The following is a 21,045-nucleotide window of genomic DNA, read 5'->3' on the forward strand; positions in this document are numbered from 1 at the left end:
TTGCATAAATAATAGAGGAATTTATTGAAGAAAACAGATATGTTTGGTATCATCGCAGGATATCCGCTGTGAGTATCAGAATTTTTATTATTAAGTCTGAAATCTTCAACTTTATTGCGTTATGCGCCTGCTACCTAAAAAATTTACCCTCCTGTATATAGCTCTTATAGCCATTACCCAGACTAAAGCCCAGGATTATCCCATTCGTCCGGTAGATTTTACACAGGTGCATTTGCAATCAGCTTTCTGGTCGCCGAGGCTGGATACCAACCGGAAAGTAACTATTCCATTTGCTTTTCAGAAATGTGAAGAAACCGGCAGGATCAATAATTTTGAGGTAGCAGGCGGATTAAAGCCAGGTAAGTTCAAAGGCATTGCTTACGACGATTCGGATGTGTTTAAGGTGATTGAAGGTGCGGCTTACTCCCTTGCGGTACAACCAGATACAAAATTAGATGCGTATTTAGATGAGTTGATTGCCAAAATTGCAGCCGCCCAGGAACCAGACGGCTATCTGTATACCATCCGCACCATTCACCAGCGGAATCCGGAAAGTAAGTTAGATGACCGGGCAGGCAAAGAACGCTGGATTAATTTACAGGATAGCCATGAACTCTACAATCTGGGGCATTTATATGAAGCGGCTGTAGCCCATTATTTAGCCACTGGCAAAAAGAATTTGCTCAATGTAGCGACCAAAAGCGCAGATTTACTGGTAAACACATTTGGGGAGGGCAAACGCTATGCCGTACCAGGACATGAAGAAACAGAACTGGCTTTAGTAAAACTATACCGGGTCACTAATAAGAAAGAATATTTCAACCTTGCAAAATTCTTTGTTGATCAGAGAGGAAGGCATGAACACCGCAAACAATTTATTGCAGACTGGGCTAACCCAGTGGATAGTGCCTATTACCAGGATCATATTCCGGTAATTGAGCAAACAGAACCAGTCGGGCATGTGGTACGGGCCGGATATTTATATTCCGGTATGGCAGATGTAGCTGCACTCACTGGTGAAAAAGCGTATGCGAATGCCATCGAAAAACTTTGGGACTATACTATTAATAAAAAACTGTATCTGACTGGTGGCCTGGGGGCTGCAGCTGGCGTAGAGGGTTTTGGTCCGGCTTATGATTTGCCCAACCTCACCGCCTATAACGAAACCTGTGCGGCTGTGGCCAGTATGCTGTGGAATTACCGGCTTTTTCTGCTAAGTGGAAAAGCAGATTATATGGATATTTTTGAACGTACCCTGTACAATGGATTTTTATCTGGTGTATCGCAGGAAGGCAACTTATTCTTCTATCCAAATCCCTTGGCTTCCGATGGCAAATCCAAATTCAACCATGGACAGGTTACCAGAAGTCCCTGGTTTGGCACTTCTTGCTGTCCTTCGAATGTAGCCCGTTTTCTGCCATCTCTGCCTGGATATATGTATGCGACCAAAGGTGAACAGGTTTTTGTGAATTTGTTCGTAGCCGGAACAGGAACCGTTAAAAACGCCAGCCAGTCTATTCAAATTACGCAGCAAACCAATTATCCATGGGATGGCAAAGTAACGCTTACGCTAAAGCCAGAGAAAACAGGCGCATTTCCGCTTTACGTCCGCATTCCTGGATGGGCACAAAACAAGCCGGTTCCCGGAGAATTGTACACTTATACCGACAAACAAAAGCCAACTGTAATGCTTCTGGTGAATGGAAAAAAAATGGCAACTACTGTGAAAGAAGGCTATCTGGTATTGCAACAAAACTGGAAACCGGGAGACAAAGTAGAACTAGATATGTCCATGCCAGTCAGACAAGTGGTTTGCAGTGATCAGGTAAATGAAAACAAAGGGAAAGTTGCCTTGGAAAAAGGTCCATTGGTATATTGTGTAGAAGGTGTAGACAATGGTGGAAAAGTAAGTAACATTGCTATATCTTCCAATACAGCATTCAGTATTGAAAAGAAATCTTCCCTGATTAACGGAATTACTGTTATCCACGGAAAAACTGCTAACCAAAGAGGCTTTATGGCCATCCCCTATTATGCCTGGTCACATAGAGGCCCTGGAGAAATGGCTGTCTGGCTACTTAAGAAATAATTCTATACGCACGCATTTTATCATTTACAAACCAATATGGATTTACAGCTTGCAGGAAAAGTAGTGCTCGTTACGGGAGGTGCCAGCGGAATTGGCGAAGCAATTGTCAGAACATTTGCCCAGGAGGGTGCTATTCCGGTAATTATAGGCCGTGATCCATCGAAAGCAGAAAAGCTATTACAGGATTTACAGCAGCAAGGCGCAAAAACTTTATTTGTGAAAGCAGAACTCACTATCGAAGCAGAATGCAAACAAGCTATCGAACAAACCCTACAAACTTTCAATCGCATAGATTGCCTCGTCAACAATGCAGGCATTAACGATGGAGTAAGCCTGGATCAATTGCCGTCGGAGTTTGTAAAATCTCTGCAAAAAAACCTGGTTCATTATTTTACGATGGCCCATTATGCCAAACCGGCACTGGCGGCTTCTAAAGGCTGTATTATTAATATAGGTTCAAAAGTCGCCAATACTGGCCAGGGAGGCACCTCAGGATATGCTGCTTCTAAAGGTGGGATTCAGGCACTTACCCGAGAATGGGCAGTAAGTTTATTGTCCGAAGGAATACGGGTAAATGAAGTCATTCCAGCCGAAGTATGGACTCCCCTCTATGATTCCTGGATCAAAACCTTTCCCAACCCGCAGGAAAAACTGGACGAAATCACCAGGCGTATTCCATTGGGCAAACGGTTCACTACTTCCGAAGAAATTGCAGATGCAGTTGTTTTCTTAGCTTCCAGCCGGGCTTCCCACATTACCGGACAACATATTTATGTAGACGGCGGCTACACTCACCTCGACCGCTCTATTGGAACATAATTTTAGTTTTCTTGCAAACTAAAATTGTTTAACTGATATTTAGCCCATGAGAATGGCTCCAATGATTTAATTTCCTTCCAATTGTCGCTCCGACAACTGCCTTACTTTAAGGCTTATTTTATTATTGTCTGAACGTTAGCTTATTGATTCCTTTACAAGTGATCCTCTACCAATCATTTTGTACTGATTATTTGTTTATAAGCTCTGATTTAAGCTGAGAAAGACAATAGATTTTTCAATGAATTCACTTGAAAAAATAATTATGGAAGAAGTATTAAATCAACAACAAATAGATCAATTTATTCATGAGGGTTTTGTCCGCATAGATCAGGCCTTCTCCGAAGAAATAGCCGCACAAGTAAGAAGTATTCTCTGGAAAGATTTAGGTTGCGATCCCACTGATCCTACTACCTGGACTAAACCTGTGATCCGGCTGGGAATGTATTCGCAGGAACCTTTCATCCAAGCTGCCTGTACACCTATTTTACATGCTGCCTTCGACCAACTGGTGGGTCCAGGTAAGTGGATACCCTGCAAAAGTATGGGTATATTTCCAGTTCGCTTCCCTTCTCCCAACGATCCAGGCGACACTGGCTGGCATGTAGATGCAAGCTTTCCGGGTTCTGAACCTACCAATTACTTTGAATGGCGGGTTAATGTGCAGTCAAAAGGCAGGGCATTGCTGATGCTGTTTCTCTTTTCTAATGTTTCAGAAAATGATGCGCCTACCAGAATTCGTGTAGGATCTCACCTGGATGTTGCTAAAGTATTACAACCAGCAGGTGAAACCGGACTCCCTTTTATGGAACTGGCTGGAAAACTCGCAGAATTGACAGAGAGACAGGAAATTCTGGCTACCGGCAAAGCAGGTACTGTATACTTATGCCATCCTTTTCTGGTACATGGAGCCCAGCCACATCATGGCAATGAGCCTAGGTTTTTAGCCCAGCCTCCATTAATATTAAAAGAGGATCTGCAAATCGAAGGAAAATCAGGTAAGTATACACCCGTAGAAGAAGCGATCCGCTTGGGTGTTAATTTGCAATAAAGCATATGCGAACTATTGAAAACAAGAAAGGGCAGAAATTCTGCCCTTTTTATATCTGCTATCAACGATCAACCAACAACCGAATTAGAATTTCTCCGTTCTGGCAAAGAAAAAGTTGCCTTCTATCTCGGCATTTTCATCAGAATCCGAACCATGAATGGCATTGGCTTCGATAGATTTTGCGAATAATTTACGGATCGTACCTTCATCTGCATTGGCCGGATTGGTAGCACCGATCAGTTTACGGAAATCAGCTACAGCATTGTCTTTTTCCAGAATCATTGGAACAATGGCACCAGACGACATATATTTGCATAGGTCATTGTAAAAACCTCTCTCTTTGTGCACTTCATAAAACTGTCCGGCTCTTTCTGGAGTAAGTACTGTTTTTTTCAATGCAACGATCCGGAAGCCAGCTTCCTCAATCATTTTAATAATTGCTCCGGTATGTCCGTCTGCTACTGCATCCGGCTTGATCATGGTAAATGTTTTGTTTCCTGCCATACGAGTATATTGTTTTGCCGGCAAAAATAGAATTAATTTTCAGGAATATCATCAGGTATACAGGTTAACTTATTTTTAAATAAGGTAACCTATACAAACAGATACTTATTAAATATTTCAGAATATATATAACTATATAGGTAACCAGTGCGTAATTACATTCAATAATTAATCATATTTTTTACTTCCTTTAACCTAAATAGCTATGTATCATCACATCAAAAAATTAATGTATACCGTCAGGGTAGGTACGCCAGATCCACGATTCGGAAATATGCTGCTTGAACAATTCGGTGGGGCCAATGGGGAGCTTGCGGCAGCCATGCAATATTCTATTCAGGGAATCAACTGCGAAGATCCGGGTCTGAAAGATTTACTGATGGACATCGGCACAGAGGAGTTGAGCCATTTGGAAATAATAGGCACGCTGGCCAGAATGCATTTAAAGCCCGCTAAAAAATCCAGAGAAGCTGCTGAAGCTGATCCGCTTATTGCCATTGCAGGTGGAGGTGGTGTAAATCTGTATAATTCTCAAGGGAATGCATGGACAGCTGATTATTTAAAAATTACCGGCGAACCAGATGTAGATTTACGTAGCAATATTGCTGCAGAGGCCCGTGCGAAAATTGTATATGAGCGCTTGATTAACTTTTGTGATGATGCCGGAAGTAAAGATGCACTTCAATTTCTGATGACTCGGGAAATCACACATTTAAAAGCCTTTATGACCGCTCTGGATAGCATGGGTAAAAATCCACTGTCTATCGGCCTAATTCCCCCAACACCCGGCATTGTTAATCAGTTTTATAATGATTCAACTGGTGAAGGAGATTATGGGGCAAGGGATATGCGGGGACCCTGGAACCAGGGAGATGATATAGAATTTATAGAAGCACCGGCAAAGATGGAAGCTCAGGTTACACAACAGCAGATCGTACAAGAAATTTCTAAAGCAGCGCGCTAAATACAAAATTAAAGCAACCCATAGAAAGAGTTGCTTTAACATGAATACTATATTCGCTCAAAAAAATTAGGCTGGCATTTATACAAATGCCAGCCTAATTTTTTACGACATCGACTGATTTTCTACAGAAGCCATTTCCAGAATCTTTTCGTATTCGCCTGGCGTGAGTTCGTTAAAGAAGAAGTGAACCGGGTTTACTTTAGAGCCATTGTGAATAACTTCATAGTGTAAATGCGGAGCTGTAGAAGAACCAGTGCTGCCTACATAGCCTATACATTCGCCCCGCTTTATTTTCTGCCCGGCTTTTACATTGAAATTTTCCATATGGGCATATAGCGTAATGTAGCCATACCCATGATCAATCTGAACTTCCTTGCCATATCCACCCAGATTACTCCGTACGATGGTAACTACGCCATCGCCGGTAGCATAAATCGGAGTACCTCTGGTAGCAGAAAAGTCGATGCCGGTATGCATGCGTTTTACTTTATAGATCGGATGAATACGCATACCATAACCGGAAGCTAATCTTTTCAATTCTTTGTTGGAAACTGGCTGAACCGCTGGAATACTTGCCCACATATGCGCTTTATTCTTGGCAAATTTCAGAATATCGTCGTACGATTTGGTTTGCACATACATTTGTTTTTTGAGTTTGTCTACTTTCTTAAAAGCATCCAGTATCATTTCTTCCTGATCCAGGCCTTTTTCCAGTAAGTCTTTGTAACGCTCGCTACCACCTACCCCTGCTGACCTAACAGAAGAAGCAACTGGCTCCGCTTCAAAAATAACCCGGTATACATTGTCATCCCGGTCCTGGAGAGATGCCAGCATATCATTGGCTTGCTTCATTTCTTTGGATAACATGGTATAATATAACCGCAATTCCTCGTTCTCTTTATGTAAAGCCGCTTCACGCGAAGATTTAAAATAAGAATTATACACCGGAACAATAGCCAGAGCAATCAGAAAAGCTACGGCCAGAAAGCCAAGCAGGTTTGAAATTACATCAGACGTACGTGTTTTGATACGCTCATATTTGCAGGTCTCTGTGTCATAGTAATATTTAATCCGTGCCATATGCTGAAATTCCTGGTTTACTGTTAAATTTGTCCTTTTCTAAAAAAATCAAGAAGAATTTGAATGAATTCGCTATTGATTTTTGCTGGATTGACAATTTAACGCTAATTCTACGCCGGGCATATACGCATAACTATTTACAACTTTTAATTTAGGTAAGATATTCTGATGACATCTCACGAAATACGCAGTCAGTTTCTTGATTTTTTTAAATCTAAAGGACACCAGATTGTTCCCTCCGCTCCGCTGGTAATTAAGAACGACCCTACGCTGATGTTTACCAACGCGGGGATGAATCAGTTTAAAGATTATTTCCTGGGTAATAAAATTCCGCAATTTAAACGTATCGCCGATACACAGAAGTGTTTGAGGGTTTCCGGCAAGCACAACGACCTGGAAGAAGTTGGTCATGATACCTATCACCATACCATGTTCGAAATGCTGGGTAACTGGTCGTTTGGTGATTACTTCAAAAAAGAAGCCCTGGAATGGGCCTGGGAACTGCTGACTGAAGTATATAAACTACCTAAAGAACGTTTATATGTATCTGTATTTGAAGGCGATACAGATGATAATCTACCTGCTGACGATGAAGCCCGCGACATCTGGAAAACCATGATCGACGAAAGCCGGATTCTGTATGGTTCTAAAAAAGACAACTTCTGGGAGATGGGTGATACCGGCCCTTGCGGCCCTTGCTCTGAAATTCACATTGACTTACGGCCTCAGGAAGAGGTAAATAGAGTACCTGGTAAGGATTTAGTGAATAATGACCATCCGCAGGTTGTAGAGATCTGGAATAACGTGTTTATTCAGTTTGAAAGGCAATGGAATCCGGCTAAAGGTGGTGCCAATGCTTTACTGGAATTTGAGACAAAATACTCTGGTGATAAAACAGATTCTGCTTTCAAGAAGGCAAGAGCAGGTAAACATTCTGAGGTAACTATGTTGAAAGAGCTACCTGCCAAGCACGTAGATACAGGAATGGGGTTTGAACGCCTCTGTATGGCCATTCAGAAAAAACAATCTAATTACGATACGGATGTTTTTCAGCCCTTGATTCAGTTTATTGCCACCACTTCTGGTAAAAAATATGGGCAGGAAAAATGGGCTGATATTGCCATGCGGGTGATTGCTGACCACATCCGGGCCATTTCTTTTACCATTGCCGATGGACAATTACCTTCCAATAATAAAGCAGGCTATGTAATTCGACGCATTTTGCGCCGGGCTGTCCGGTATGGGTATACCTACTTAGGGTTTAAAGAACCGTTCTTATACCGTATTGTGCCGGTGTTAGCTAATCAGTTTGCCAATGTATTTCCCGAACTGAAAGCCCAGGAAGATTTCGTAGCCAAGGTAATCCGGGAAGAAGAATCTACATTCCTGAGAACATTAGGAACCGGTATTCAAAAATTTGAAGATTACATAGAAAACGAGTTCACTAATCTTGATGACAGCGTTGCTTCAGTTATAGAGAGCGAATTTGGAGAAGCTACCCTGAAGACAATCAATGGAGAATTTGCTTTTCAATTGTATGATACATTTGGTTTTCCTAAAGATTTAACTGATTTACTAGCCAGAGAAAAAGGCTGGTTAGTAGACGATGAAGGATTTGTTAAAGCGATGCAAGTACAGAAAGAACGCTCCAGGGCAGCTGCATCTTCTGAAACCGGCGACTGGATTACGGTATCTGATGAAGAGGATGTGCAGTTTTTAGGCTATGATGAACTGGAAACCTATAGCCATATTATTAAGTACCGGGAGATTAAAAATAAAAATAAAACCCAGTACCAGATTGTGCTGGATAAAACTCCTTTTTATGCCGAAAGCGGTGGTCAGGTAGGAGATACCGGATACCTGGAAGCCAATAGTGAAAAAGTATATATAACCGATACCAAAAAGGAAAACGACCTGATTATTCACTTTACAGATAAGCTGCCAAGCAACCTGGAAGCTGATTTTCATGCGGTAGTGAATGCCAGTAAACGTTCACTTACCCAGAATAACCATTCCGCTACGCATTTGCTGCATGCGGCATTGAAGCAAGTGCTCGGAAACCATGTTAATCAGAAAGGCTCACTGGTGAACGACAATGTGCTGCGTTTCGACTTTTCACATTTCACCAAAATGACAGATGAAGAAATTGCCAGAGTAGAGAAGATAGTAAATCAGAAGATACGGGAGAATATTGTATTGGATGAAAAACGGAATGTGCCGATTGCCAAAGCTACTGCTGAACTGGGTGCTACTGCATTATTTGGCGAAAAATACGGCGATTTTGTCCGGGTGATCACGTTTGACCCAAAGTATTCTGTGGAATTGTGTGGGGGTACCCATGTAAAAGCCACCGGCCAGATTGGTTATTTTAAGATCGTTTCTGAAAGTGCCGTCGCTGCCGGTGTACGCCGGATTGAAGCCATTACTGCCGAAAAAGCCGAAACGGTAATTAATGAGCAATTAGCTGTATTGAGCGAACTGAAAGAATTGCTTAAAAACCCTAAGGATCTGGTGAAATCTGTTGAAAGCCTGCTGGAAGAAAAAAACCAGCTGAGCAAACAGATCGAAGCATTCCAGTTACAGGAAGCCCAGGCTATTAAAGCAGATCTGCTGAATAAGGTTATAAAAAATAATGGAGTAACGGTTATTGCCGAAAAAGTAAGCTTACCTACTACTGAGAGCCTGAAAAAAATTGCGTATGAGCTGAATGCCAAAGTAGACAATCTGTTTCTGGTACTCGCTGCCAATGTTGAAGGTAAACCTCAAATTGCAGTTATGATTTCGGATAACCTGGTGCAAGAGAAAAAACTGAACGCCGGAGCCATTGTAAAAGAACTCGCCAAAGAAATAAAAGGCGGCGGCGGCGGACAGCCTTTCTTTGCCACAGCCGGAGGAACAGACATTAATGGGCTGGATAGGGTTGTAGAAAAAGCCAGAGCATTACTTGGTTGAAATAGCTAGAATCAAAATGACAGCGTTGGGTGATACACCCAACGCTTTTAATTTATACCTACATGCAGGAAGCCCTCCGTCCTTCTGTTAAGAAAATAGTGATTATAGGCATGTTATCCGCTATCACTGTTCCTTTCATCTTGCTAACGGATATATATCCTTTTTTCCGTTTTGGTATGTTTGCTGAGCCGGTGAAGGAGGAAATCCAGATGGAACAGTTTGCCATCCGGTATACACATCATAATCAGGCAACTTATCTGTTAGATCCGGCGGAAGTTGGTTTAAGCAGCCTAGCCTACCTGATGCGCAATTATTATTACCGACAACAATCTCACATTTTTCTGCAACGGATTCATCAGTTATATACCCACAAAGCCAACGTAAAAGAATGGCACTTGCTCCGGATTACCGGTTCGCTTCAACAGCCTGCACAAACAGATACAGCCACTGTTGCTACTTTTATCCCAATTGCTGCCTTATGAAAAAAACAGGCTACCTGATATGGCTTTTATTGATAGGCTTACAGGTAGCTGTGTATTACATGCTGTTCCGGAATCTGGTGGAAGCTGCTTACCAGAACCAAGCGCCAGCCTGGTTTAATAATTTAGTTCAGGCCATATACCCCAGGTTTACTGTCGAGAAACATCGTTTTGATATCCATTTTTTCCTGCAAAAGGCAGATCAGGTCGTCTGGCGGTTTTATGGCTTGCAAGTAATGGTTCTGGCTGGTTTATACAGTTTCCGGTTTCTACCAGGTTTCAGAACTAGATTCATAGATTTCTGGCAAAGACCAGTTTCAGTAATGCAAGTCCGGATATTGAGCATAGTGTTTTACAGCGGCATACTATTTTTTACCTATGAATGGTATGGTTATTTGTCAGAATTAAGCAAGGCAAAGGCATTTTACCAGCCACTTCAATTATTAAGACTATTGCATATTGGTTTTCCTGCACCAACACTTTTGCTGATACTATGTATAATGCTGTGGCTAAGCTGCGTTGCTGTTATCTTAAATTTCAAGCCAGTAATAAGTGCCAGTATCACCACTTTTTTATTCATCCTGTTACAAGGGTGGTTGTATAGCTTTGAAAAACTAGATCATACCTTTTCTACCCTCACCTATGCAGCCATGATAATGCCATTTCTGATATATGAACAATACAAATCTATTGAATTAAATCAAAAGTGGTTGAGTGGCTGGGCATTACAGTTAATTTGTGTATGTATCGCGCTGGCTTACTTGTTGGCTGGTCTGGAGAAAATATTGATTTCAGGCTGGCATTGGATAGATTCTGATACGTTCAGGTCGTATATTTATCTGCATCAAGCGCCTTTGGGCTTAGAGATAGCAAAAAGCCAGTGGCTATGTAAGGTGCTTCCGGCGCTGGCATTACTTTTTCAAATAGGCTTTATTGGTATTCTGATACTCCGCAAATTTATAATACTTTTTCTTATAGCAGGTGTAGGCTTTCATATAGGCACTTACTTACTATTAGGTGTAGGAGGGTACGCAAATCCCTGGATCTTTGTCTATATTTTTTTTATAGATTGGGATAAGTTAAGTATACCTGATACCATACTAACTTCTAAAAAATCATCTGTTTAACATATTCACTGTCCACAGAAATTTATCAAAATAATTCCAAGAAAAATCATATTTCATAATCAGCTATAAATGATGTCTCAGCCATGAGAATAGCAGCAATTATCATTCACTGTAGTATAATAGTTAAAATGCAGCTGATATATATGTATGTGGAATGAATATAAGAATAATCAAAAAAGTGTTTTGAATATTGCGCTAAAATATTACCTTTGATTTTGCAATATTTTCCTGGCTAATTTCTTAAATAGTACGATTTTTAAATATTATTTGGATATTTACGATATATTAAATTTCAACTTCATTTGTTAACATTACGTAACATATCTTACTCTTAATTATACAGTTTTATAGAAATAATATAATTTTATATCTATTTATATTATTTTCTCGCGATTATAACTGTAACTATTGTAAACTATTTTCAGTATCAATACGCATTGTCATCTCGCCCATTAATTTTTATCATTAAACTATTATATAATTAATATAATTATATTTTTCATGGTCATATCCTAACCATTCAATAAATTAATTCGTAGGTATAGTTAACCTTTTTGTAAAATTGCTACATATCTATTTAAACACCTCTTACTAACTCTTGTATATGAAAATATTATACGCCATTCAAGGGACAGGCAACGGACATTTGAGCAGAGCCAGAGATATTATCTCTGTTTTGGAGAAGAAGGGCCAGTTGGATGTACTCCTGAGTGGTACACAGGCTGATCTGACAATTGATTACCCTATTGCCTATAAACTGGATGGTTGCAGCTTTATTTTTGGCCAAAAAGGCAGTATCAATTTCCTTAAAACCCTCTCGAGAACAAACGCACTAAAATTTATAAATGAGGTTAAAAATCTGCCGGTAGAAAAATACGACCTTATTATAAATGATTTTGAGCCGGTTTCTGCATGGGCTTGTTATTTAAAAGGAAAAGATTGTATTAGTCTGAGCCATCATAGTGCTGTATTGTCTCCAAAAGCACCAAAGCTTAACAATTTTCTGAGCCAGTATCTATACAAGAAATACGCTCCTGTTAGCAAAGAATATGGGTTTCATTTTGATAGATTTGATAACAATATCTTTACACCTGTTATTCGTAAGCAAATAAGAGAAGCGAATATTTGTGACCAGGGGCACTATACAGTGTATTTACCTGCCTATGGTGATGCCGAACTTTATAATTTCTTTTCTACCTTCAGTAATACTAAATGGCAGATTTTTTCTAAACATAACAGATCTCCATTTACATTAGGGAATGTACAAGTAAGGCCGCTCAACAATGAGGCATTTATCGAAAGTATGGCTTCCAGTACAGGTATTATTTGTGGAGCAGGCTTTGAAACACCTTCTGAAGCCTTATTCATGAATAAAAAACTGATGGTAGTACCCATGACCAATCAGTATGAACAATTATGTAATGCAGAAGCCCTGAAAAGAATGGGAGTACCAGTGATCAAAAAGCTTCATAAAAAATATGTTTCCTCTATTGCCGACTGGATTGAAAACGGAAAGGTTATTTATGTAGACTTTCCGGATATCACTGAAAATGTAATCGACATGATTATTGATAAACATACGGCAAACCGCAGGGTAATAGATTATGCCTGGGAAGAGCAAGCTTTCAACATTGGTTCTGTAAGTCCGGTTTAGTTCCGGATTTATAAGTTATAGCCTGGCAGCCGCCGTAAGCAGGCTCATATCCTTATATTTCATATTGAATTTTCTGGCAATGTGTTCATTGGTAAGGCTTCCTTTGTAGGAATATACCCCTTTCATGAACCACTTATTGGCAAAGATCATTTCATCGATGCCACCAGAATTTCCAATTTGCAATAAGAAAGGGGTAAAAATATGGCTAAACGCCGTTGTGGCTGTTCTGGCAACCCTGGAAGCAATATTAGGAACGCAATAGTGAATGACATCGTACTTTTTGAAGATCGGATTCTTATGCGTCGTAATTTCAGAGGTTTCAAAACAACCGCCCTGGTCAATACTTACATCAATAATCACTGAATCCGGCTTCATCGTAGAAACCATTTCTTCTGTAACTACACAAGGGCTTCTGCCTTCTTCTGCCCGTATCGCACCAATTACCACATCGGCCCGGCTGATGGCTTCACCCAGCATGTATGTATTATCAATAGTAGAGGTATAGGCCTGATGATCAATGGCATATTTGATACGCCGGAGCTTATAAATGTGTTTATCGAATATTTTTATTTCAGCGCCTAAACCCAGGGCCGTACGGGCTGCAAATTCAGCTACGGTTCCGGCACCTAATATCACAACCTTGGTTGGCGGTACACCTGTAATTCCACCGAGAATAATTCCCCGGCCATTATTTACGCTATTCAGGTATTCAGCGGCAATGAGCATCACCGTACTTCCGGCAATCTCACTCATGGCTCTTACAACCGGCATCCCCCCTACTTTATCCTGGATGAGCTCAAAACCTACGGCAGTGATTTTTTTTGCATTAACGGCCGTAATGTATTCAGGCGTCAGTTTAGCCATCTGTAAAGCAGAAATTAGTGCTTTTCCCGGCTTTATATAACCGATTTCTACAGGCGTAGGAGGATCTACCTTGAGAATAAGATCGGATTCAAATGCTTCTCTGGCTGAATAAACGATGTTAGCACCGGCATCACTGTATTCCCGGTCTGAAAATTTAGAGGCTTCGCCGGCTCCGGTTTCTACCTGCACCTGATGGCCGTTCTGCACCAGAATAGCCGTAGATTCCGGCGTAAGCACTACCCTGTTTTCATAAGCATCCAGCTCTCTGGGGATACCGATACTCAATTGTTTGCCACCTTTTTTTACTTCCAGCAATGCTTCCTGTGGGTATAAAGCACCTTGTTTGGCTAAATCCTGCAAACCTGGTTTAAGAGTGCTGCTCATGCGTGCTCAGATGTATGTTCCTCTGGTTTTGACCTACGAATGTAATACTTATTTTCAAATATTTCGAGGGGAGAAATGAGGGAATTTTGGATGGCCATTCGATAAAACACAACTCATTCGAGCTTAGATACTCCTCAAATCCAATATCCAGTGCCTCTGATTCATGCTTAAGCCGGTAAAAATCGAAATGATACACTTTGCCAGCAGGGTAGTCATACTCATTCACTAACCCATACGTAGGACTCTGCACGGTTTGCTGTACACCAAGCACTTTACTGACAGACTTAATTAATGTAGTTTTTCCACTGCCCATTTCACCTTCCAGCAGCCAGACTTTGCATTTCTGATCTTTGGCAAAGCTAATTACTTGCCGGGCAATTAAGGGCAGTATCGTTTCTGAACTATACGTAATAGTAAACTCTGACATATATAAATAAAAGCCTAAAGGATAAATCAATAAAAAAGTTGATGAGTAGCAACTACTCATCAACTCATATACTTTATACCTATATTATACTCTATTTTGGGATCAGAGATACAAAAGGAATGATCATTTCTTCCAGAGAAACGCCTCCGTGCTGGAAAGTATCCTTATAATAGTTTACGTAGTAGTTATAATTATTAGGATAGGCAAAGAAATAATCTTCGATGGTAAAAACATATGCTGTAGATACATTGATTTTAGGCAGGAAAAAACGTTCCGGCTTCCGTACCACCAGTACATCATCTTCATCAAAGCCTAAGTTTTTACCTTGTTTGTAGCGCAGGTTAGTATTAGTATTTTTGTCGCCAATAATTTTATACGGGCGCTTCACCCGGATGGTGCCATGGTCAGTGGTAATGATTAATCTGGCTTTCTTCTCTGCAATTTTCTTCAGTACCTCCAGCAATGGAGAATGCATAAACCATGAACTGGTAAGCGAACGGTAGGCAGATTCATCTGGCGCCAGCTCCCGGATCATGGCCATATCCGTACGGGCATGCGAGAGCATATCCACAAAATTATATACCACCACATTCAGCTGGTTATTCATCAGGTTATTCACATTATCGACCAGCGATTTGCCCTGGGCAGTACTAATTACTTTATGATAGGAAGCTTTCACATCCAGCCGGTTTTTCTGCAACTGGCGCATCAAAAAATCTTCTTCCTGGTTATTTTTTCCTTCTTCTTCATCGTCATTCACCCATAAATCCGGATGGTATTTTTCCATATCGCTGGGCATCATCCCGGAGAATATGGCATTCCGGGCAAAAGCCGTAGTAGTTGGCAGTATCGAATAATATGCTGATTCTTCTTCTACGATATAATACTCACTGATGATGGATTCGAGAATTTTCCACTGGTCATAGCGCAGGTTATCGATTAGGAAAAAGAAAAGCGGCTCATTGGGTTTGAGCATCGGAAATACCTTTTTCTTCATCAGCTGGTGCGAAAGCAGGGGTTTATCTGCTTTAGGATCATTGAGCCAGGATTCGTAATTCTCCATCACAAATTTGGCAAAATTGGAATTGGCTTCACCTTTCTGCATATCCAGCACTTCCGCCATACTTTTATTAGCCGTATTGTCAATTTCAAGTTCCCAGAAAACAAGTTTCTTATAAATATCCACCCACTCATTGTGATCAATCCGCTCATTGTAGGCCATGCTGATATTGCGGAAGTCCTGCTGGTAGCCCAGATTGGTTTTTTCAGTGATCAGGCGCTTATTGTCGAGAATTTTTTTAACAGAAAGCAATATCTGATTGGGATTCAATGGCTTGATGAGATAATCGGCAATTTTAGAACCAATGGCCTCTTCCATAATATGTTCTTCCTCACTTTTGGTGATCATTACAACAGGAAGGCTTGGTTTAGTCGATTTAATTTGTGACAGCGTTTCCAGGCCAGTCATTCCTGGCATATTTTCGTCCAGAAAAACAATATCAAAATTGGTTTCATTGCATTTATCCAGGGCATCGGCGCCACTGTTCACCGGGGTAACATCATATCCTTTATTGGTCAGGAACATAATGTGTGGTTTTAACAGATCTATTTCATCATCGGCCCACAAAATGGAATATCTTTGTGCTTCAGGAATGGGTTTCGTGTTGTAATTTGTTTTAAAATGGGGCATAGTCGTGTTTTTAAGAAAATGTGCAAATTTGTTAACAATTAGTCATTGGGCAATAGTATACGCTTAATTAAAATACGTTACCGGAAACAATCAGTTTATCTGACGAGTTCTATTGCAAGCAAAATACATGTATAAGAGAAACTATTTGTAAAATTAGACCAATGGCTACCGATGGTTAACTGCTCTATCCGGATTATTTAGAAACGAAGTAATTGGTTTTTAAGTTTATGGAATGCACAAACTGTATAGCAAGATAGATTTTGCTGAACTAAAAATATGCCATGATTGCCAGTTGTATTAAATTTTTCCAGCATTTTGAATAAAAAAAAATTATTTAATGATCCTGTATACGGGTTCATTACCATTCACAGCGAACTGATTTTCGACATCATTGAAGACCCATTATTCCAGCGACTGAGGCGCATCAAGCAAATGGGACTTTCCGACTTTGTATATCCGGGCGCTTTGCATACCAGATTTCATCATGCCCTGGGTGCCATGCATCTGATGGGTGTTACCTTAAATACTCTCCGCAGCAAAGGTCATGATATTTCTGAAAAAGAATACGAATCCGCTTTAATTGCTATCCTGCTGCATGATGTAGGCCATGGGCCATTTTCTCATGCCCTGGAAGCCAGTATACTTACTGGTGTACACCATGAAAAGATTTCGTTTCTAATAATGAAAAGCCTCAACCGTAAATTCGATGGAATGCTGGAGATGGCCTTGCAGATGTTTTGCAATACGTATGCAAGGCCTTTTTTTCACCAGCTCGTTTCCAGCCAGTTAGATATCGACAGGCTCGATTACCTGCAACGGGATTGTTATTTTACTGGCGTATCGGAAGGAACTATCGGTGCTGACCGTATTATTAAAATGCTCGATATTGTAGATGAACGGATTGTGGTGGAAGAAAAAGGTATTTACAGTATTGAAAGTTTTTTGAGTGCCCGCCGTTTTATGTACTGGCAGGTATATCTGCACAAAACTGGTATCAGTGCCGAAGAAATGCTGATACAGGTAGTGAAACGGGCCAGATATTTACTCAGAAATGGAGAAAAAGTATTTGCCACACCAGACTTACTCCGGTTTATGGAACAAGACATCACCCTGGAAAATTTTGAATGTGATGAAAGCTGTTTACAATCTTTTGCCGCCATTGACGACTATGATATATGGGGAGCGATTAAAATGTGGGTGAATCATCCGGATAAGGTTCTCTCCACCATTAGCCGGATGCTGTTGGATAGAAAGATTTTTAAAGTAATTTTGTCTGGAGAGGAGCCGGAAAGAGCGTTTGTGAAGCAAGTGGCTAAACAGATCACTCAGCAATTTAATTTAAGTGAAGAGGAACTTCCTTACTTTTTAATTGAAGGCTCTACGAGCAATGCCGCCTATCTGGCCGGTGGCGAAACCATAAACATTCTAACCAAAAAGGGTAACATCATGGATATTGCCGAAGCCTCTGACCTTCCGAATATAAAAGCCATGAGTAAAATTGTAAAGAAATATTATGTATGCTGGCCAAAATCAACCAGCATAAGCTATGAGCGATAGAATAAAGATTTTTGTTTTATTTCATTGCTAATGGCTCATAAACCACCTAAACATCATGGAGTTTACTGTAGAACAAATTGCAGGTTTATTACAGGGAAAAATTGTTGGAGAAAGGTCGCTGAAGGTAAATAAGCTTTCCAAAATAGAAGAAGGAACCCCAGGCAGTATATCCTTCTTATCCAACCCCAAGTATGAGCCGTACCTCTATACCACTAAAGCTACGGCTGTTATTACCAGCGAACAACTGGCTCCCAAAAAAGATATAGATACCACCCTGATACTCGTTAAAGATCCTTATACGGCTTTCACCCTGCTGCTCGATGAATATAACAAACTGCAGCAATCTCAGAAATCCGGTATAGAGCAACCTTCATTCATGGGTAATCGTACGCAAACCGGCAATAATTTATACCTGGGCGCTTTCGCTTATGTAGGTAATGGCTGCAAGATTGGTGAAAATGTAAAAATTTATCCGCAGGTATACATTGGCGAAAATGTACAGATCGGTGATCATACTATAATCTATGCCGGGGCAAAAATTTACGCCAATACTGTTATTGGGAAGCATTGTACGATTCATGCGGGTGCTGTGATCGGAAGTGATGGGTTCGGATTTGCTCCACAGCCAGATGGTTCCTATAAAACAATTCCACAAACCGGTAATGTCATCATGGAAGACTGGGTAAGCATTGGTGCCAACACCGTAATTGATTGTGCCACCATGGGAAGCACCATTATCAGGCAAGGCGTAAAATTAGATAACCTGATTCAGATTGCACACAATGTTGAGATTGGAAAAAATACAGTAATGGCAGCTCAGTCCGGCGTTTCAGGTTCTACCAAAATCGGAGAAAATTGTATAATCGGCGGACAAGTAGGTATCGTAGGACACATAAAAATTGCTGATAAAACAAGTATCGGCGCACAATCAGGAATTGGCAAATCTATCACTAAAACCGGAACAGCCATACAAGGTTCACCTGCCTTTGACTATAAAGAAAACCTCAAATCTATGGTGATTTTCAGAAAGTTACCGCTTTTACAAAAGAGGCTTGATGAATTGGAAGAAAAAGTAGTAAATTTGCCGGATAAAAAGTAATGAGTATGGAGAAGTGCACCTATAAAGAAGAAATAATTGCGGATATAATTTAGCAAGTTTACGCCGTACTATTTGTTACCTCTACTGCCATTACTCATCACTTACACATGCCCTCAACTTCTAAATGAATATTAAGCAACATACTATCAAAAAATCGGTGACTGTATCTGGTGTAGGCTTGCACACAGGGGTTCCGGTAAATATGACATTCCTGCCGGCCAAGCCGAACCATGGATACAAATTTCAGCGGGTAGATTTACCTGAACAACCTATTGTAGATGCGGATGTAGATAACGTAGTAGATTTATCCAGAGGAACCACCATTGAACAGAGTGGTGCCCGCATCAATACTGTAGAGCATACACTGGCGGCTCTGGTAGGCTTGCAGATAGATAATGTACTCATTCAGTTAGATGGCCCCGAGCCTCCTATTATGGATGGCAGTTCCCTGCAGTTTGTGGAAGTACTGGAATCTGCCGGTATGGAGGAACAAAATGCCCTGAGAAACTACTACGAAATCACTGAGGAAGTCCGTTACCGGGATAATGAAAGGAATGTTGAAATAGCAGCCCTGCCCCTGGATGACTATCGCATTACGGTAATGGTAGATTACAATTCTCCGGTATTAGGAAGCCAGCATGCCTCTCTTACCGATATCCGCCAGTTTCCGAAAGAAATAGCCGCCTGCCGTACCTTCTGTTTTTTACATGAACTGGAAATGCTGCACAAACAGAATCTGGTAAAAGGTGGTGATTTAAATAATGCCATCGTCATTGTAGACCGTATTATCCGCGATGATGAATTAGATTATCTGGCCAGTCTGTTTAACAAGCCAAAAGTTGAGGTAAAAAAAGAAGGCATTCTCAATAACGTAGAATTACGCTATAAAAATGAACCTGCCCGGCACAAATTACTTGACCTGGTAGGCGATCTTGCTCTGGCTGGAAGACCATTAAAAGCCCAGATTCTAGCTGCCCGTCCCGGACATGCAGCTAATGTGGCCTTTGCCAAAAAAATTAAAAAGCGGATGGTAGAATCTGCAAAAAATAACATTCCGCATTACGATCCTAAACTGCCGCCTGTTCTGGATGTAAATCAGATTTATAAATTACTGGCCCATACCTATCCTTTTCAGATGGTAGATAAGATCTTTCACCTGGATGAAACTACAGTAGCCGGGATTAAAAACGTCACCATCAATGAGCCTTTCTTTCAGGGCCATTTTCCTGGAAACCCTGTATTTCCCGGGGTATTCCAGATTGAAGCCATGGCACAAACCGGTGGTATTCTGGTCTTGAATACCGTACCTGATCCCGAAAACTACTGGACTTATTTTCTAAGTATAGAAAGTTGCCGGTTCCGGAGAATGGTAGTGCCCGGCGACACCATCATCTTTAAATGTGAGTTACTTGCTCCTATTAAACGAGGCATTGCTAAAATGCAGGGCCAGGCCTTTGTGGCAGGTAATTTAGTTTGTGAAGCAGTTATGTCAGCTAGTATTGTACGAAAAAAATGAATCAACCCTTAGCCTATATTCACCCCCAGGCAAAAATCGCCGAAAACGTAGTAATTGAACCTTTTGTAACCATTCATAAAAATGTTGAAATAGGAGAAGGTACCTGGATCGGATCGAATGTTGTAATTATGGAAGGTGCCCGCATCGGAAAAAACTGCCGTATCTTTCCTGGCGCTGTAATTTCTGCTCCTCCCCAGGATCTCAAATACAAAGGTGAACCCTCTACAGTATGGATTGGCAACAATACCACCATTCGTGAATGCGTAACTCTTAACCGGGGTACGGCACTCGACAAAAACTCCACCATTATTGGCGAAAGTTGCCTGCTGATGGCATATGTCCATGTGGCACATGATTGTATCATCGGAAATAATGTAGTAATTTCTAATTGTGTGCAACTGGCCGGCCATATCGAAATACAGGATTATGTAAATATAGGCGGTACTTCTGCCGTTCAGCAGTTTGTTAAGATTGGAACCAGTGCGTTTGTATCCGGCGGAACCCTTGTACGTAAAGATGTACCTCCGTTTGTAAAAGCTGCCCGTGAACCTCTGGCTTATTGTGGCATTAATTCAGTTGGTTTACGCAGAAGAGGATTTACCAACGAAAAGATCAACGAGATTCAGGAAATTTACCGCAATATATATTTGCGCGGACTTAACAATACAGATGCCCTGGATCTAATCGAACTGGAAATGCCCCCTTCTAAAGAAAGAGATGAAGTATTGCAGTTTGTAAGAAATTCTGAAAGAGGTATCATGCGGGGAATAGACAGTTAATTACGAATGACTA

The 21,045-nt window shown here is 40.9% G+C and carries 17 protein-coding genes; 12 read left to right on the forward strand and 5 right to left on the reverse strand.

The window, feature by feature from the left end; genetic code table 11:
• Positions 1–121: 121 nt before the first annotated feature.
• The 3 genes from GXP67_RS13250 to GXP67_RS13260 all read left to right on the forward strand — a co-directional run bounded on the left by GXP67_RS13250 (position 122) and on the right by GXP67_RS13260 (position 3,956).
• On the forward strand, positions 122–2,089 hold the full coding sequence (locus GXP67_RS13250; protein WP_162443549.1) for a glycoside hydrolase family 127 protein: 1,968 nt from the start codon (positions 122–124) through the stop codon (positions 2,087–2,089).
• Between the two features lie 36 nt (positions 2,090–2,125).
• Positions 2,126–2,908: an L-fucose dehydrogenase gene (locus GXP67_RS13255; protein ID WP_162443550.1), complete on the forward strand. Its 783-nt coding sequence runs from the start codon at positions 2,126–2,128 to the stop codon at positions 2,906–2,908.
• A gap of 238 nt (positions 2,909–3,146) precedes the next feature.
• The gene (locus GXP67_RS13260) at positions 3,147–3,956 is read left to right on the forward strand and encodes a phytanoyl-CoA dioxygenase family protein (protein WP_317170133.1); all 810 of its coding nucleotides are present in this window, start codon (positions 3,147–3,149) and stop codon (positions 3,954–3,956) included.
• A gap of 84 nt (positions 3,957–4,040) precedes the next feature.
• On the opposite strand, the gene GXP67_RS13265 is transcribed toward GXP67_RS13260, so the two are convergent.
• Complete coding sequence (locus GXP67_RS13265) at positions 4,041–4,460, reverse strand: nucleoside-diphosphate kinase (RefSeq protein WP_162443551.1); 420 nt, start codon at positions 4,458–4,460, stop codon at positions 4,041–4,043.
• A gap of 205 nt (positions 4,461–4,665) precedes the next feature.
• Here GXP67_RS13265 and GXP67_RS13270 point away from each other — a divergent pair, with 205 nt between their 5' ends.
• Positions 4,666–5,424 carry a manganese catalase family protein gene (locus GXP67_RS13270; RefSeq protein WP_162443552.1) on the forward strand — a complete coding sequence of 253 codons (759 nt, stop codon included), beginning with the start codon at positions 4,666–4,668 and terminating at the stop codon, positions 5,422–5,424.
• A gap of 102 nt (positions 5,425–5,526) precedes the next feature.
• On the opposite strand, the gene GXP67_RS13275 is transcribed toward GXP67_RS13270, so the two are convergent.
• The gene (locus GXP67_RS13275) at positions 5,527–6,504 is read right to left on the reverse strand and encodes a M23 family metallopeptidase (protein ID WP_162443553.1); all 978 of its coding nucleotides are present in this window, start codon (positions 6,502–6,504) and stop codon (positions 5,527–5,529) included.
• 168 nt (positions 6,505–6,672) lie between these two features.
• Between GXP67_RS13275 and alaS the strand changes: the two genes are divergently transcribed.
• The 4 genes from alaS (at position 6,673) to GXP67_RS13295 (ending at position 12,716) form a co-directional block, all read left to right on the forward strand.
• Complete coding sequence (gene alaS, locus GXP67_RS13280) at positions 6,673–9,456, forward strand: alanine--tRNA ligase (RefSeq protein WP_162443554.1); 2,784 nt, start codon at positions 6,673–6,675, stop codon at positions 9,454–9,456.
• A gap of 62 nt (positions 9,457–9,518) precedes the next feature.
• Entirely contained in the window at positions 9,519–9,938 is a 420-nt protein-coding gene (locus GXP67_RS13285) for a hypothetical protein (RefSeq protein WP_162443555.1), read from the forward strand.
• The gene (locus tag GXP67_RS13290; protein WP_162443556.1) at positions 9,935–11,062 is read left to right on the forward strand and encodes a hypothetical protein; all 1,128 of its coding nucleotides are present in this window, start codon (positions 9,935–9,937) and stop codon (positions 11,060–11,062) included. Before GXP67_RS13285 ends, GXP67_RS13290 begins: the two co-directional genes overlap by 4 nt.
• A 604-nt stretch (positions 11,063–11,666) precedes the next feature.
• Positions 11,667–12,716 (forward strand): glycosyltransferase family protein, encoded by a 1,050-nt coding sequence (locus GXP67_RS13295; protein ID WP_162443557.1) that lies wholly within the window; start codon positions 11,667–11,669, stop codon positions 12,714–12,716.
• A gap of 15 nt (positions 12,717–12,731) precedes the next feature.
• On the opposite strand, the gene GXP67_RS13300 is transcribed toward GXP67_RS13295, so the two are convergent.
• The 3 genes from GXP67_RS13300 to porX form a co-directional block, all read right to left on the reverse strand.
• Complete coding sequence (locus GXP67_RS13300; protein WP_162443558.1) at positions 12,732–13,964, reverse strand: alanine dehydrogenase; 1,233 nt, start codon at positions 13,962–13,964, stop codon at positions 12,732–12,734.
• Positions 13,948–14,391, reverse strand: a complete 444-nt coding sequence (gene tsaE / locus GXP67_RS13305; protein ID WP_162443559.1) for a tRNA (adenosine(37)-N6)-threonylcarbamoyltransferase complex ATPase subunit type 1 TsaE — start codon at positions 14,389–14,391, stop codon at positions 13,948–13,950. Before tsaE ends, GXP67_RS13300 begins: the two co-directional genes overlap by 17 nt.
• A 91-nt stretch (positions 14,392–14,482) precedes the next feature.
• Positions 14,483–16,081 carry a T9SS response regulator signal transducer PorX gene (gene porX, locus GXP67_RS13310; RefSeq protein ID WP_162443560.1) on the reverse strand — a complete coding sequence of 533 codons (1,599 nt, stop codon included), beginning with the start codon at positions 16,079–16,081 and terminating at the stop codon, positions 14,483–14,485.
• A 315-nt stretch (positions 16,082–16,396) separates the two neighbouring features.
• Between porX and GXP67_RS13315 the strand changes: the two genes are divergently transcribed.
• The 4 genes from GXP67_RS13315 to lpxA all read left to right on the forward strand — a co-directional run bounded on the left by GXP67_RS13315 (position 16,397) and on the right by lpxA (position 21,032).
• Positions 16,397–17,638: an HD domain-containing protein gene (locus GXP67_RS13315; RefSeq protein ID WP_162443561.1), complete on the forward strand. Its 1,242-nt coding sequence runs from the start codon at positions 16,397–16,399 to the stop codon at positions 17,636–17,638.
• 55 nt (positions 17,639–17,693) lie between these two features.
• Positions 17,694–18,737, forward strand: a complete 1,044-nt coding sequence (gene lpxD, locus GXP67_RS13320; RefSeq protein WP_162443562.1) for a UDP-3-O-(3-hydroxymyristoyl)glucosamine N-acyltransferase — start codon at positions 17,694–17,696, stop codon at positions 18,735–18,737.
• A 124-nt stretch (positions 18,738–18,861) separates the two neighbouring features.
• The gene (locus GXP67_RS13325) at positions 18,862–20,253 is read left to right on the forward strand and encodes a bifunctional UDP-3-O-[3-hydroxymyristoyl] N-acetylglucosamine deacetylase/3-hydroxyacyl-ACP dehydratase (protein ID WP_162443563.1); all 1,392 of its coding nucleotides are present in this window, start codon (positions 18,862–18,864) and stop codon (positions 20,251–20,253) included.
• Positions 20,250–21,032, forward strand: a complete 783-nt coding sequence (lpxA, locus tag GXP67_RS13330) for an acyl-ACP--UDP-N-acetylglucosamine O-acyltransferase (protein WP_162443564.1) — start codon at positions 20,250–20,252, stop codon at positions 21,030–21,032. Before GXP67_RS13325 ends, lpxA begins: the two co-directional genes overlap by 4 nt.
• Positions 21,033–21,045: the final 13 nt, after the last annotated feature.

Origin of the sequence: Rhodocytophaga rosea, assembly GCF_010119975.1 — a bacterium.
Classification (GTDB): domain Bacteria; phylum Bacteroidota; class Bacteroidia; order Cytophagales; family 172606-1; genus Rhodocytophaga; species Rhodocytophaga rosea.